The organism is Zoogloea sp., from assembly GCF_041911615.1.
GTDB lineage: Bacteria > Pseudomonadota > Gammaproteobacteria > Burkholderiales > Rhodocyclaceae > Zoogloea.
This window is the reverse complement of record NZ_JAYROR010000080.1, coordinates 1-14,970: the sequence shown is the minus strand read 5'-3', so window position 1 is coordinate 14,970 and position 14,970 is coordinate 1. Positions and strand designations below refer to the sequence as shown.

General features: G+C 67.5%; 11 protein-coding genes and 2 tRNA genes. 3 read left to right on the top strand and 10 right to left on the bottom strand.

Annotated elements, in window-relative coordinates:
- Positions 1–193 precede the first annotated feature (193 nt).
- The 10 genes from ACE3P2_RS09005 to ACE3P2_RS08960 all read right to left on the bottom strand — a co-directional run bounded on the left by ACE3P2_RS09005 (position 194) and on the right by ACE3P2_RS08960 (position 10,030).
- Entirely contained in the window at positions 194–1,066 is an 873-nt protein-coding gene (locus tag ACE3P2_RS09005) for an EamA family transporter (protein ID WP_374263603.1), read from the bottom strand.
- Positions 1,067–1,193: 127 nt separating this feature from the next.
- A tRNA-Tyr gene (locus ACE3P2_RS09000) sits at positions 1,194–1,278 on the bottom strand.
- Positions 1,279–1,339: 61 nt separating this feature from the next.
- A tRNA-Ala gene (locus tag ACE3P2_RS08995) sits at positions 1,340–1,415 on the bottom strand.
- 51 nt (positions 1,416–1,466) lie between these two features.
- The gene (locus tag ACE3P2_RS08990) at positions 1,467–2,447 is read right to left on the bottom strand and encodes an L-threonylcarbamoyladenylate synthase (protein WP_374263601.1); all 981 of its coding nucleotides are present in this window, start codon (positions 2,445–2,447) and stop codon (positions 1,467–1,469) included.
- Between the two features lie 8 nt (positions 2,448–2,455).
- Positions 2,456–3,613, bottom strand: coding sequence for a 5-(carboxyamino)imidazole ribonucleotide synthase (locus tag ACE3P2_RS08985; protein WP_374263599.1), 1,158 nt, complete (start codon positions 3,611–3,613; stop codon positions 2,456–2,458).
- 16 nt (positions 3,614–3,629) lie between these two features.
- Positions 3,630–4,127 carry a 5-(carboxyamino)imidazole ribonucleotide mutase gene (gene purE / locus ACE3P2_RS08980; protein ID WP_374263597.1) on the bottom strand — a complete coding sequence of 166 codons (498 nt, stop codon included), beginning with the start codon at positions 4,125–4,127 and terminating at the stop codon, positions 3,630–3,632.
- Between the two features lie 3 nt (positions 4,128–4,130).
- Positions 4,131–4,991: a bifunctional methylenetetrahydrofolate dehydrogenase/methenyltetrahydrofolate cyclohydrolase FolD gene (folD, locus tag ACE3P2_RS08975; protein WP_374263595.1), complete on the bottom strand. Its 861-nt coding sequence runs from the start codon at positions 4,989–4,991 to the stop codon at positions 4,131–4,133.
- 80 nt (positions 4,992–5,071) lie between these two features.
- Positions 5,072–5,710: a response regulator transcription factor gene (locus ACE3P2_RS08970; protein ID WP_374263593.1), complete on the bottom strand. Its 639-nt coding sequence runs from the start codon at positions 5,708–5,710 to the stop codon at positions 5,072–5,074.
- A complete protein-coding gene (locus ACE3P2_RS08965) occupies positions 5,685–8,411 on the bottom strand; it encodes a PAS domain S-box protein (protein WP_374263591.1) in 2,727 nt (908 codons plus the stop codon). Before ACE3P2_RS08965 ends, ACE3P2_RS08970 begins: the two co-directional genes overlap by 26 nt.
- Before the next feature lie 95 nt (positions 8,412–8,506).
- A complete protein-coding gene (locus ACE3P2_RS08960; protein WP_374263589.1) occupies positions 8,507–10,030 on the bottom strand; it encodes an SUMF1/EgtB/PvdO family nonheme iron enzyme in 1,524 nt (507 codons plus the stop codon).
- 194 nt (positions 10,031–10,224) lie between these two features.
- Here ACE3P2_RS08960 and ACE3P2_RS08955 point away from each other — a divergent pair, with 194 nt between their 5' ends.
- The 3 genes from ACE3P2_RS08955 to ACE3P2_RS08945 form a co-directional block, all read left to right on the top strand.
- On the top strand, positions 10,225–11,418 hold the full coding sequence (locus ACE3P2_RS08955) for an ABC transporter substrate-binding protein (RefSeq protein ID WP_374263587.1): 1,194 nt from the start codon (positions 10,225–10,227) through the stop codon (positions 11,416–11,418).
- Positions 11,419–11,803: 385 nt separating this feature from the next.
- Positions 11,804–14,479, top strand: a complete 2,676-nt coding sequence (gene aceE, locus ACE3P2_RS08950) for a pyruvate dehydrogenase (acetyl-transferring), homodimeric type (protein ID WP_374263585.1) — start codon at positions 11,804–11,806, stop codon at positions 14,477–14,479.
- Positions 14,480–14,496: 17 nt separating this feature from the next.
- The coding region (locus ACE3P2_RS08945; protein ID WP_374263583.1) for a biotin/lipoyl-containing protein at positions 14,497–14,970 on the top strand (474 nt) is incomplete at its 3' end.

The following is a 14,970-nucleotide window of genomic DNA, read 5'->3' as shown; positions in this document are numbered from 1 at the left end:
GGATTGATCGGATCGACTCGGAGGCAAAGGCGTGGCGCCCTGGGACGGGCGCGGGGAGAATTGGACCGGAAACCACACGGCAGACTGACGGGCACCGCCTCCGTGTTATGAGGTTAGGTTACCGTCGCCATACCTGCAAGGAATGGTTTCGCTCCCCGCCGCCCACCCGATGGCGGGCGGCAAGGCGGCTCGCTCAGGCTTCCCGCGCCATCGCCCACTGCACCGCCAGCACGCTCGCCAGCACCATCAGCAAACCCAGCAAGGCCGACCCCGTGACGGCCTGCCCGAGCAGCCCCCAGCCCAGTCCGACCGCCACCAGCGGACTCAACAGGCCGAGCGACGACACCGCCACCGGCGACAGCCGCGCGATGCCGCGAAACCATAACGCCGACGCGAGCAAGGCACCGGCCAGCGACAGATAGGCATAGGCCGCCACCTGTGCCGACGACAGGGCCGGCAGGGGCGCCTCCCCCCACACGGCGAGGGGAATCAGCATCAGCCCGCCGCCCAGCAATTGCCAGCCGGTGAGCGCGAGCAGCGGCATGTCGAGCCGCCAGCGTCGGGTGAGCCAGGTGCCGGTGGCCATGCACGCCGCCCCGAGCGCCGCGGCGGCCATCCCCAGCGGTTCCCAGACCGTCGCCGGCGACAGCAGCAGCAACGCCATGCCGACCACGCCGAGCACCGCCGCCGCTACCGCCACGCCAGCCGGCGCACGGCGATCCACCAGCCAGCCCAGCGCCATCACGAGCAGCGGCTGGATCGCACCGATGACAGCCGCCAGCCCGCCCGGCAGACGATAGGCCGCCACGAACAGCAGCGCCTGGAAGACCCCCACGTTGAGCGCGGTCAGTACAAGCAGGCGCCCCCACTCGGTCCGCGCCGGCACGACGCGCATCAGCAGCACGAGCAGCAGCCCCGCAGGCAGCACGCGGATCATGGCCGACATGAACGGGCGCCCCGGCGGCAGCACTTCGGACGCGAGGATGTAGGTCGTCCCCCACAGCACGGGGGCGATGGCGGTGAGCAGGATGTCGCCCCAGGCGGGGGATGGCCTCGACGGCGGCATGGGCGGGCTTTCGCGTGGAGACCGGCGGAGCCTAAGAAGCGGCCGGCAGGGTGTCAAGCGATGCGCAGCCGGCCGCCGAAACGCAGAAGCCCCCGCTTGCGCGGGGGCCTCTGGCGTGAATCCGGGATGGTGGAGGGGGAAGGATTCGAACCTTCGAAGGCAGTGCCGTCAGATTTACAGTCTGATCCCTTTGACCGCTCGGGAACCCCTCCACGGGGCGCTGCAGATTAAAAATGCCAACAGGCAGCGCCTGCTGGCATTTTTCGAAACGGGTGGTGGACCGAATGAGGATCGAACTCACGACCTCCGCATTGCGAACGCGGCGCTCTCCCAGCTGAGCTATCGGCCCACGTAAGACGCGCATTATAGCGGAGCGTCCCGATATTGCAAGGCCCGACGCTCAGGTTTCGTCGTCCTCGCCGGACCCGACCGCAGCACGGCCCAGCCGGTCGACGACGGCCGCCCAGTCGGCGGAGGCTGGCGGCGCCTCGACGAGAATGCGGGCACGGCCGCTGGCGTCGAGTTGGCGCAGGTGCGCGTAGAGCGCGTGGCCGTAACCCGCCGCATCGTCGGCGGCCACCACCCAGGTGACGTCCGAAGGCAGATCGAGCGGGCGCGGCATGCGGGCCAGCACCGCGTCGCCGGACCGGACGCGCTGCCCCAGGATCGCGGTGGGGAGCAGTTCGAGCGGGGTGCGCGGCGCGTAATGGGCGGCCAACGCGCCGGAAACCCGGGGTGCGGCCACGTGCTGGGCGGCGGCCTCGTCCTCGCCGCGCAGGCGCGGACGCCGGCCGATGACGCGGGCGATGTCGTCCGCGCCGATGGCGCCGGGGCGCAGGATCACCGGCACGTCGCGGGAGAGGTCGAGGATGGTGGATTCGAGGCCGACCTGGCAGGGGCCGCCGTCGAGGATCAGCGACACGCGGTCGCCGAGCTCTTCGCGCACGTGGGCGGCGGTGGTCGGGCTGATGCGGCCAAAGCGGTTGGCGGACGGTGCCGCAATGCCGCCGTCAAAGGCGCGCAGCAGTTTGAGGGCGACCGGATGATTGGGCACGCGCAGGCCCACGGTGTCCTGCCCGCCGGTGACGAGGTCCGGCACGTCCTCGTGCTTCTTCAGGATCAGCGTCAACGGGCCCGGCCAGAAGGCGCGGGCGAGCGCGATGGCCTCCTTGGGGATCGCCCGTGCCCACCGGGGCAGCAGGTCGGCGTCGGGCAGATGGACGATCAGCGGGTGGTCGGACGGGCGCCCCTTGGCGGCGAAGATCTTCGCGCAGGCCTCGGGATTCATCGCGTCGGCGCCGAGGCCGTACACCGTTTCGGTGGGCAGGGCGACGAGCTCGCCCCGACGAAGCAGCGCGACGGCCTGGGCGATGTCGTTCATGCCGGCGATCAGGCTTCGTCGCGCACGCCGATGGCCTGGCGGGCGGCCAGCGCCCGGGCCAGCACGTCGGCGGCATCGCTGCCGATCACGGTGAAGTGCCCCATCTTGCGGCCGGGGCGGGCGTGGTGCTTGGCATACAGGTGCAGCGCGAGGCCGGGCACGGCGTGGAGGACGGACCAGTCGGGCTCGCGGTAGCGGCCATGGGGCGCACCGCCCTCGTACCACAGCTCGCCGAGCAGATTGACCATCACCGAGGCGCTGTGCTGGGTGGTCTCGCCCAGCGGCAGACCGCACAGGGCGCGCACCTGCTGCGCGTACTGGCTGGTGACGCAGGCGTCGATGGTGTGGTGGCCACTGTTGTGCGGGCGCGGCGCCATCTCATTGACGTAGAGCTGACCGCGGCTGACGAAGAACTCCACCGCCAGCGTGCCGATGAAGCCGAGCCGCTCGGCGATGCGTTCGGCGTATTCCTGGGCCGAGTCGCGCAGGCAGGCGGAACTACGCGCCGGTGCGATGGAGACGTCGAGAATGCCACGACTGTGCTGGTTCTCGACGGTCGGGAAGCACTTGACCTTGCCGTGTTCGTCGCGGGCCAGCACCACCGAGACTTCGTAGTCGAGGGTGAGCATCTGCTCGAGCACGCAGGCTTCGTTCTTGAACTGGTGGAAGGCCTGCAGCGCCTCGGCGGCATTGGCGACGCGGGCCTGGCCCTTGCCGTCGTAGCCGAAGCGGGCCACCTTGAGAATCGCCGGGTAGAGGCTGGCCGGCGCGGCGGCGAGATCAGCCTCCGACTGGATCACCGCGAAGGGGCCGTGGGGCAGACCGTTGTCGCGCAGGAAGGATTTCTCGGCGATGCGGTTCTGGCACACCGCCACAGCCGAGGCACCCGGGCGCACCGGCACGAACTTGGCGAGGTAATCGAGCGTCTCGGCCGGCACGTTCTCGAACTCGGTGGTGACCGCGGCACAGGCGTCGGCCAGGGTGTCGAGGGCGGCGAAGTCGTCGTAGCCGGCCTGCAGGTGGCGGTCGGCGATGCGCCCCGCGGGGCTGTGGGGATCGGGGTCGAGCACCCAGACCTTGTAGCCCATTTCATGGGCCGCGGCGACGAAGAAGCGGCCGAGCTGGCCGCCGCCGAGCATGCCGAGGGTGGCGGGCGGGAGGATCATCGCGTCAATCCTGCAATCAGATCGGGTCGAGGTTCATGGCCAGCACGCTGGCGGTCTGCTCGGCGCGGAAGGCGTCGAGCCTGTCGGCCAGGGCGGCATCGGTATTGGCGAGCAGCGCGACGGCGAAGAGGCCGGCGTTGGCCGCCCCCGCCTCGCCGATGGCGAAGGTGGCCACCGGGATGCCCTTGGGCATCTGGACGATGGACAGCAGCGAATCCTTGCCGGAGAGCGCCTTGGACTGCACCGGCACGCCAAGCACCGGCACGGTGGTCTTGGCGGCGATCATGCCCGGCAGGTGGGCCGCGCCGCCGGCACCGGCGATGATCGCCTTGATGCCGCGACCACGGGCGGCCTCGGCATATTCGAACATCAGGTCGGGCGTGCGGTGGGCCGAGACGACGCGGGCCTCGAAGGGCACGCCGAAGTCCTTCAGCACCTTGGCGGCGGCCTGCATCGTCGGCCAGTCCGAGTTGGAGCCCATGACGATGCCGACGACGGGGTTCTGCGCGTTCATCCTTCAGCCTTTCTTGGCGGCCGCACGGCCGGCGGAAACCACGGTATTGACCAGCAGCATGGTGATGGTCATGGGGCCCACGCCGCCCGGCACCGGGGTGATGGCACCGGCGACGTCCTTGGCGGAGTCGAAATCCACGTCGCCGCAGAGCTTGCCATCCGGGAGGCGGTTGATGCCCACGTCGATGACCACGGCACCCGGCTTGACCATGTCGCCGGTGACGAACTTCGGCTTGCCGATGGCGGCCACAAGGATGTCGGCGCGACGGGTGTGGAAGTTGAGGTCGCGGGTGCCGGAGTGGCACACCGTGACGGTGGCGCCGGCGGCGGTGAGCAGCATCGCCATCGGCTTGCCGACGATGTTGGAGCGGCCGATCACCACGGCCTCGGCGCCGCGCAGGGGCATGTCGATGCTCTTGAGCATTTCCATCACGCCGTTGGGCGTGCACGGCACGAAGGCTTCCTGGCCTTGCGACAGGCGGCCGACGTTCTCGGCGTGGAAACCATCCACGTCCTTCTCGACGGCGATCGCCTCGAGGATTTCCTTCTCGTCGAACTGTTTGGGCAGCGGCAACTGCACCAGGATGCCGTGCACCGACGGGTCGGCGTTGAGGGCGGCGATCTTGCCCAGCACATCGGCGGGCGCCGCGTCCTGCGGGTATTCGAACTTGAGGGACTTGATGCCGGCCTTCTCGCAGCCGGCGACCTTGTTGCGCACGTAAACCGCCGAGGCCGGATCGCCGCCGACGAGGATCACCGCGAGGCAGGGCTGGGTGCCCTGCGCGGTCAGTTCAGCCGCCTTCGCGGCGAGTTCTCCGCGCAGTTTCGCGGAAAGCGCGTTGCCATCGATGATGCGAGCCGTCATGCCTGCGCCCCTCAGGAAAAACCTGAGAGTCTACCACGACTTAAGCGCGTTTCGGCCACCAGGACGACGCCCGGGCCGGGTCACGCGCGTCCGGCCGCGCCCTCGATGGCCATGACGTGCTGCACCAGCTCGGCCAGCGACTGGGCGCCCATCTTCTCCATGACGCGGGCGCGGTGCACCTCGACGGTCTTGATGCTGATGCCGAGCACGTCGGCGATCTGCTTGTTGAGCTTGCCGACGATGATGAGCTCGAGCACCTCGCGCTCGCGCTGGGTGAGCTGGTCGAGGCGGCGCGAGACTTCGGCGTCCTGGCGGCGGCGGTCGCGGCTCTCGCGCTCCTTGGCGAGGCATTGGGTGACGAGGTGCAACAGTTCGGTGTCGTTGAAGGGCTTCTCGATGAAGTCGACGGCACCCTTCTTGAGCGCCGCCACCGCCATCGGCACGTCGCCGTGACCGGTGATGAAGATCACCGGCAGGGTGCAGTACCGGGCGCGCAGGCGTTCGTGGAGTTCGAGCCCGCTCATGCCGGGCATCCGCACATCCAGCAGCAGGCAGCCGTTGAACTCGGGACGCCAGGCGCGCAGGAAATCTTCCGCCGAGGCGAAGGCGGCCACCTTGAAACCCTGGGATTCGAGCAGCCAGACGAGGGAGTCGCGCAGGGCTTCGTCGTCATCCACGAGGTAGATGATCTGTTCAGGCATCGAGGGGGGCGCTTTCACGGGGGGTCTCCAGGGGCAGGGTGAAGCGGAAGATACATCCTCCGGCCGGGTTGGCGTCCACCCACAGGCGCCCGTCGTGGAATTCGACGATCGAGCGGCAGATGTTGAGGCCCATGCCCATGCCTTCGGCCTTGGTGGTGTAGAAGGGCGAGAACAGCTTCTCGCGGGCCTCGTCGGACAGGCCGTGGCCGCGGTCGGCGACGGAGACCTCGACCTGCCCGTGCTCGATGCGCCGCGCCGACACGACCAGCAGGCGCTCGTCGGCAGGGGTTTCGCGCATCGCCTCGATGCCGTTCTTGACGAGGTTGAGCACCACCTGCTCGATCATCACCGCGTCGGCGAACACCGGCGGCAGGTCGGCGGGCAAGCGGCTTTCCACCAGCGCGCCGTGGCGGCGGGCGTCGATCTCGACGAAGCCGATGGCGTCCTCGACAATGCCGGCGAGCTGCACCGCGTGGCGTCGGGGCTCGCTCTTCTTCACGAACTCGCGCACCCGCCGGATGATCTTGCCGGCCCGCTCGGCCTGGGCGCTGGCCTTCTGCATCGCGGTGAGGATGTCTTCCTGGCGGTACTCGCCGGACTGCAGGCGATTGACGCAGCCGGCCGAGTAATTTGCGATGGCCGCCAGCGGCTGGTTGAGTTCGTGGGCCAGCGTGGAGGCCATCTCGCCCATCGTGATGAGGCGCGAGGTGCGCTGCAGGCGCTCCTGCTGGGCACGGTTCTCCTCGTCGACGCGCTTGCGGTCGGTGATGTCGGTGGCGATCGCCATGCGCACCACGCGGCCGTCCACCCATCGGGTGGCCCGCTCGCGGATGTGGTACCAGCGGCCCGACAGGTCGTTCTGCAGCTCGCCGTCGTAGAGCTCGCGAGGGAGCTGTTCCGGGGCCAGGCGGCGCGGGTCCACGTCGTACCACAGGGTATCGGGCGGCGTGGGCAGGCCGTAGGTGCCGACCCGCCGGCCCACCGCGTCGAAGCCGTAGATGCTCTTGAAGGCGCGGTTGGCGAAGAGGATTTCGTCGCTGGCGGCGTCGGCCACGTAAACCGCGGCGTCGAGGCCGTCGAGGATCGCCACGAAGCGCTCGTGGGCGGCCTCGAGTTCGGCGCGCACCCGCTTGGGCTCGGTGATGTCGGTGATCGACGCCATCCAGCCGATCTGCCGCCCTTCCCCGTCGATCAGCGGCGACAGGTAAAAGCGCGCGTCGAGCCGCGAGCCGTCCTTGCGGCGCACCCGCATCTCGAAGCCGGTGGACGGCGCGTTACCCGACAGGGTGAGCTCGAGGTTGCGCTGCAGGCTCTCGACCTCGTCCCGCGGCCAGTACGGAAACGGCGGCACGGAGCCCACCAGCTCGTCCCGCGACCAGCCGGTCATGCGACAGAAGGCCTGGTTAACATAGGTGATCCGGCCGGAGAGGTCGATGGCGCGCAAGCCGGTGACGAGGGATTCCTCCATCGACTTGCGGAAGGCGTACTCGTCGTGCAACGCCTCCTCGGCCGCCTTGCGTCCGGTGATGTCGTGGGCGACGGCGTACATCAGCCGCTCCTCGGGCACCGAGTTCACGCTCCAGGCCAGCCAGCGGTAGCTGCCGTCGGCGCAGCGGCAACGGTTCTCGAAGGCACCGGGCGTGCCGGAAGCCAGGCTGCGCAGATGGACGATCGCGTCGGCCACGTCGTCCGGGTGGATGAAATCCAGCAGCGGCCGGCCAGGCAGGGATTCCGGCGAATGGCCGAGGATGCGCTCGAAGGCCGGATTGCAGCGGCGGAACACCCCGTCGTGGCCGAGGATCGCCAGCATGTCGAGGGACAGGTTGAACAGCCGGTCGCGCTCCTTCTCGACGCGCACCCGGCGCAGGGTGTGGGCGCGCAGCAGCCACAGGCTCCACAGCACGAAGAAGCTCAGCGCCACGATCACCGCGATCGGCAGGCCCTTGGGCAGCTCGCTCTCCACGTGGTAAGCGGTGGCCTGCAGGCCCAGCCCGTTGCCCGGCGGATCGAGGGGCACCGCGAAGTCGAGGCTCTCGTCCACCGGCCGCGCCGACGAGTTGGCGCCGAGCACCTCGCCGCGGACGCCGACGAAGGCCAGCCGGTATTTCTCGCCGAACCAGCTCGGCACCAGGTGCGCCACCATCCGTTCGATGGAATACACCGCGACCACCGCCCCCAGCGGCTGCCGGCCCTGCTGGACCGGCATGTACACCTCCAGCACCGCCATGTTGCGGGCGTTGACGTAAGCCTCGCCGTACACCGGGCGGCCCAGGCTGCGGGCCCGGCTCGCCACCTCCGACTGCACCCGCGACAGGGCGTCGCCCACCAGCCAGTCGGTGGTGTCGAAGGGCGCGGTCCATTTCACCCGCTGGTCGGCGGCAATCCACACAACGTTGACCAACTCCGGGTTGTTGGCGATGTGCTGGTTGGCGCGCACCTGAAAACCGTCGCCGTCCAGAGTGCCACCCGCCAGCTCGCGGGCCAGTTGGCCCAGGAAATCCTCGGTGCCCTGCATGTGCAGGCGCATGGTCTGCTCGGCCCACTGCACGTCCCGGGCCAGGGCGTTGCGCTGGGTCTCGCTCTCCTGGCGCTGGAGCACCCACACCAGCACCAGCATCGCCAGCGCGAAGATCAGGACGGCAAAGTAAGGCGCCGACCAGTACCAGTTGGTCTGGACGTTATGGGGCGGCTGGGGGCGCGGGTTCTTCTTGTTCGGCATATCCCGTGCATCGTCGCCGCGCAGACGAAAAAGGCGCATCGGGGGTTTCCCTAATCGGGGGGTGGGTTGGTGGGCTGCCACGCCGCCCGTGCCCCTTAATGGCTTGCGGACCTCAGGGATAATCGAAAGCCCAGATAGTTGAAGCGCTCATCGTGGTTGCAGCAATCGCGGGAGGCAGCCCTCAGCCAGCGCGGGTTTCCGCCCCACGCTCCACCGCGCACGGCGCGCGAGGCAGCGGTCTTCACATCGTCCGCGCCACACGGATCCTCTTGTGGCGAACCGTCGTAGCCCCGCGGACAATCTGCGCACCATTCCAAAATGTTCCCGTGCATCTGGTACAGGCCCCAGGCATTCGGGGCATAGGCTCTCACCGGCACCGTCTCGTGCCGCAATTCACCAGTCGGGCCGTTGGCGTAGCTTTCCGACGCCCCGTAGTTGGCCTGATCCGGCGCGATCCCATCACCCCAACTGAATGCCGTGTTGCTGCCTGCTCGGCAGGCGTACTCCCATTCGGCTTCAGTAGGTAGGGCCGCCTTCACGCCAGGCAGGCGCTTTTCCACTTCCCGCAAGAAGCCCTGTACGTCGTCCCAGCTCACCCGCTCCACCGGGTTCTGCCGGTCGTCCTTAAATTGGCTGGGGTTGCTCCCCATTACGGCCTCCCACACCAACTGGCTACACGCCGTCTCGGCAAGCCAGTAGCCTTCGGTCAATCGCACAAAATGCTGCGGGCCTTCAATACCTTCGCGACCCACTTCATCCTCCCGAGAGCCCATCCAGAAATTCCCTGGAAGAATCCGCCGGAAGCGCTGCGTTACTCCACCCAAATCCGCGTCGCAGAACATGCCGTATCCATCCACGCCGATCGGCCCTTTGCTGCTGGCCCACCAAGACTTACTCAACACGTCCCAATCCAGCCGATGCTCTTTGCCCAACCACATCACACGAATGAAGACGCCGCGTGCGTCCCGCTCGACCCTCTCCGCCCACCAGGGCATAGGGATTTGCAAAACAGGCTGCGGCGCCGCTTCGGGCTTGGGGTCCGGTCTGGGTGGCACCACTACCTGCCCGCTACTCGCCGAAAGCCTTGCCACCAGCGCCGCAAAATCAGTCACCCGATGCACCTCTTCGGTCAGCGCGTTCATGTCCGCCAGCGTCGCCATCTGACCAGTCACGAGGCGACGAAAATCCGCATAGTCATCCACCGTCCGGTTGAGCGGCCCGATATTCTCCCGCCTGATGGTGGCCAGCTTGGCCTCCAGCACCCGACCCTGCTCTTCCCAGTGGGCAACGATGTCGATCCACCACAGCGGGTCGTGAAGCGCGCACCCGGCAAGCACGATCGGATGCACCCGCCGCCGGAAATCCCGGTGCTCAGCAACGGCCCGCAGTTCGTACAGGCAGGGGGGCGAGCGGAAGTAGGCGTCGCTGAGCACCAGCACCACCTGATCCGCCTCGCCGATCTCGTCCATGAACGCCCGGATCGACTCGCCATAGCCCACCCGGCGCACGTCCCGCACCAGTTCGACGTCCTGCCCCGCCAGCGCCGTTTCCAGCGCGGCGACCACCCCCGAATCCTCCTCCGCCTTCCAGGCGTAGGAGACATAAACCTTCAGCGCCACGATGTGTCCTTTTCTCCCATGCCCCGATCATCGCCAACCGGGCGCGGCGACGCAAGCCATGCGGCAGCGCAGCTAGGGGTTGTCCCGCATTTGACCCGGCCGCAGCGGGGGCGTAGCGTTGCCCTGCGCCTGCAGGGGAAGGCGCAGGATCGACACACACAAGCACAACAAAGAACAGAACCGCGGAGACACCCTTGCTTCGATTCGTGCGCGTGGCGGCCTGTGCCGCGCTGGGTTTGCTGGCGGCCGGCGCGACGGCCACCGAGCCGATCCGCATCGGCGTGATGGGCCCCTTCACCGGTGGATCGAGCCCGATGGGGTTGGCGATGCGCGACGGCATCCGGCTCGCGGCCCAGGAGATCAATGAAGCCGGCGGGCTGCTCGGGCGGCCGGTGAAGCTCGTCGAGCGCGACGATGAAGCCCGCCCCGAGCGCGGCGCGCAGGTGGCGCAGGAGCTCATCAATCACGAGAAGATCGTCACCGGCCTGGGCATCGTGAACACCGGCGTGGCCCTCGCCAGCCAGCGCTTCTACCAGCAGGCCCGCATCCCGATGATCACCTCGGTGGCCACCGGGTCGATCGTCACCAAGCAGTTCCTGCCCCCACAATACCCCGACAACTACATCTTCCGGGTCTCCGCGCCCGACACCCTGCAGGCGGCGATGATCGTCGAGGAGGCGGTGGTGCGCCAGCGCCTGCGCAAGCTGGCGATCTTCCACGACAGCACCAACTACGGACAGCTCGGCCGCGAGGACCTGGAGAAGGCGCTGGAGCGCCACGGCATCAAGCCGGTGGCCGAGGAGCGCTTCAACATCCGCGAGGTGGACATGACCCCCCAGCTCGCTCGTGCCCGCGCCGCCGGCGCCGAGGGCATCCTGACCTACGGCCTCGGCCCCGAGATGGCCCACCTGGCCAACGGCATGGTGCGCATCGGCTGGAAGGTGCCGCTGGTGGGTAGCTGGGCGCTGGCGATGTCCAACTTCATCGACAACGCCGGCCCCAACGCCGAAGGCACGCGGATGCCGCAGACCTTCATCCCCGAAAGCGATACGCCGCGGCAGCGCAACTTTGTCGAAAAGTATCGCAAGACCTTCGGCGTCGACCGCATTCCGGTGGCGCCGGCCGCCGCCCAGGGCTACGACTCCATGCTGCTGCTCGCCGCCGCGATCCGCCAGGCTCGCAGTACCGAAGGCCCGCGCCTGCAGGACGCCCTCGAAAACCTCAAGGAACGCGTCGAAGGCATCGTCATGGTATATGATCGTCCTTTCTCCAAGACCGACCACGAGGCGATCGACACCACGCGTTTCCTGGTCATCGGGGAGATTCGCAACAGACACGTGGTCTTCGCGTACGACGAAGACCGGAAGCGGGACGCGCAGTCCAAATGATCCCGCCGCGGAACACCGCTTTCCGCAAACGGCCGGGGGTTTTCTCCCTCCCTCCCTCGCCCCCGGCCGTTTTTTTTGCCCATTCCCCGTCGAACGAAAACTCGCCGGCCGGTGCCTTCTGGCCCGGCCGGCGTTGCTTTTGCGCCGTCGTGCCGGCCCTGCCGACGCGCCGGGCGCGAACTTGTGCGGCCGGGTGACGACAAAACAACATGCAGCCCGGCCAACGTCATGATTGCGGATCACACCTATTGCACATGACGAGAAATGATTTTATATTGCGAAAAATTCGGACCGTGATCCGGTCCTGCTCCGGTTTGTAGTGAAAGCACGTTGCCGTTACCCACGGCAACAATCCACAACCCGCAAGTCATGAGGAGACAAGACCATGGCCGCGAATACGCAAAACGTCCGGGCAGACATCGACGCCCAGGAAACCAAGGAATGGCTTGACGCACTCGAGGGGGTCGTCGCGCAGGAAGGCACCGACCGTGCCCACTTCCTGATCGAGAAGCTCATCGAAGCCGGTCGCGAGGAAGGGATCGACATCCCCTACTCCGCCAACACCCAGTACATCAACACCATTCCGGCCGACCAGCAGCCCAAGTACCCGGGCGACCCGGACATGGAGATCAAGCTCCATTCCTACATCCGCTGGAACGCCATGGCCATGGTGGTGCGCGCCAACAAGCACACCAACGTCGGCGGCCACATCGCCTCCTTCGCCTCTGCCGCTGCGCTCTACGACGTGGGCTTCTCGCACTTCTGGAAGAGCATCGACCACGACACCGGCGGCGACCTGATCTACTTCCAGGGCCACTCGGTGCCCGGCGTGTATTCCCGCGCCTACATGCTCGGCCGCCTGACCGACGAGCAGATGGACAACTTCCGCCAGGAAACCGACGGCAAGGGCATCTCCTCCTACCCGCACCCGTGGCTGATGCCGGATTTCTGGCAGTTCCCCACCGTGTCGATGGGCCTCGGCCCCCTGTGCGCGATCTACTCCGCGCGCTTCATGAAGTACCTCGCCAGCCGTGGCCTGATCGACGCCGCCAAGGCCGAGCAGCGCAAGGTCTGGGCCTTCCTGGGCGACGGCGAGACCGACGAGGTCGAATCCCTCGGCGCCATCGGCATGGCCGGCCGCGAGAAGCTCGACAACCTGATCTTCGTCATCAACTGCAACCTGCAGCGCCTCGACGGCCCGGTTCGCGGCAACGGCAAGATCATTCAAGAGCTGGAAGCCGAATTCCGCGGCGCCGGCTGGAACGTCATCAAGCTGATCTGGGGCACCCACTGGGACGCCCTGTTTGCCCGCGACAAGAAGGGCATCATGAAGAAGCGGATGATGGAGCTGTGCGACGGCGAATATCAGACCTTCAAGGCCAAGAACGGCGCCTACGTTCGCGAGCACTTCTTCAACACGCCCGAACTGCGTGAGCTGGTGGCCGACTGGACCGACGACGAGGTGTGGAACCTCAACCGCGGCGGCCACGACATCTTCAAGATCTTCACCGCCTACAACGCCGCCGTCACCCACAAGGGTGCGCCCACGCTGATCCTCGCCAAGACCATCAAGGGCTTCGGCATGGGCCAGTCCGGCGAAGCGATGAACATCTCCCACCAGCAGAAGAAGCTCGACATCGAGTCGATCAAGCGCTTCCGCGACCGCTTCGGCCTGCCGGTGCCCGACGACCAGCTCGCCGAGCTGCCCTACCTGAAGTTCCCGGAAGACTCCGCCGAGTACAAGTACATGCGCGAACGCCGCATGGAACTGGGCGGCTTCCTGCCGAGCCGCCGCCGCAAGGCCGCCGCCCTCGAGGTGCCGCCGCTCGAAACCTTTGCCGCGCTGCTCAAGGCGTCGGGCGAAGGCCGTGAGCTGTCCACCACGATGGCCATCGTGCGCATCATGAACACCCTGCTGAAGGACAAGCAGATCGGCAAGAACATCGTCCCGATCGTGCCGGACGAATCGCGCACCTTCGGCATGGAAGGCATGTTCCGCCAGTACGGCATCTGGAACCAGCAAGGCCAGAACTACGTCCCGGAAGACCATGACCAGCTCATGTTCTACAAGGAGAGCGTCACCGGCCAGGTGCTCCAGGAAGGCATCAACGAAGCCGGCGCAATGGCCGACTGGATCGCCGCCGGCACCGCCTACAGCGTGCACGGCGTGCAGATGGTGCCGTTCTACATCTTCTATTCGATGTTCGGCCTGCAGCGCACCATGGACCTGTGCTGGGCGGCTGCCGACCAGCGCACCCGCGGCTTCCTGATCGGCGGCACCGCCGGCCGCACCACGCTGAACGGCGAAGGCCTGCAGCACGAGGACGGTCACAGCCAGATCCTCGCCAACATGATCCCGAACTGCATCAGCTACGACCCGACCTTCCAGTACGAAGTGGCGGTCATCGTGCAGGACGGCATGCGCCGCATGTTCGCCGAGCAGGAAGACGTTTACTACTACCTCACGGTGATGAACGAGAACTACGAGCACCCCGAAATGCCGGCCGGTGCCGAGGCCGACATCATCAAGGGCATGTACGCCTTCAGGAAGGGCGGCGAAGGCGCGCTGCGCGTGCAGCTGCTGGGCTCCGGCACGATCTTCAACGAAGTCATCGCCGCCGCCGACCTGCTCAAGAACGACTGGGGCGTCGAGGCCGACATCTGGGGCTGCCCGAGCTTCAACGAGCTGGTCCGCGACGGCCAGGACGCCGCCCGCTGGAACCTGCTGCATCCGCTCGAGGCGCCGAAGAAGAGCCACGTCGAGCAGAAGCTCGACGGCGCCGTCGGCCCGGTGGTCGCCGCGACCGACTACGTGCGCCTGTTCGCCGAGCAGATCCGTCCGTTCGTGAAGGGCACCTACGTCACGCTGGGCACCGACGGTTTCGGCCGTTCCGACACCCGCGAGAAGCTGCGCCATTTCTTCGAAGTGGATCGGCGCTGGGTTGCGCTGGCCGCCCTCAAGGCGCTGGCCGACGACGGCAAGATCGGCCGCGACACCGTCGCCGCCGCCCTGGTCAAGTACAACCTTGACCCGAACAAGCCGAACCCCATGTCCGTCTGATCGCGAGGAGCGCAACCATGAGCCAACTCATCGAAGTCAAGGTTCCGGACATCGGCGACTTCTCCGACGTCCCTGTCATCGAACTGTTCGTCAAGGTGGGCGACACCATCAAGGTGGACGACGCCATCGCCACCCTCGAATCCGACAAGGCCACGATGGACGTCCCGTCCTCCGCCGCCGGCGTCGTCAAGGAAGTACTGGTCGGCCTTGGCGACAAGGTCGCCGAAGGCACCGTGCTGATCAAGGTCGAAGCCGCCGGCGCGGCTGCCGCGGCGCCTGCCCCGGCTGCTGCGGCCCCGGCTCCCGCTGCTGCACCGGCCGCCCCGGCGCCCGTGGCTGCGGCCCCCGCCGCTGGCGGTGGCATCGTCGAGGTGAAGGTGCCGGACATCGGCGACTTCTCCGACGTGCCGGTGATCGAGCTGTTCGTGAAGGTCGGCGACAGCATCAAGGCCGAAGACGCCATCGCCACCCTCGAATCCGACAAGGCCACG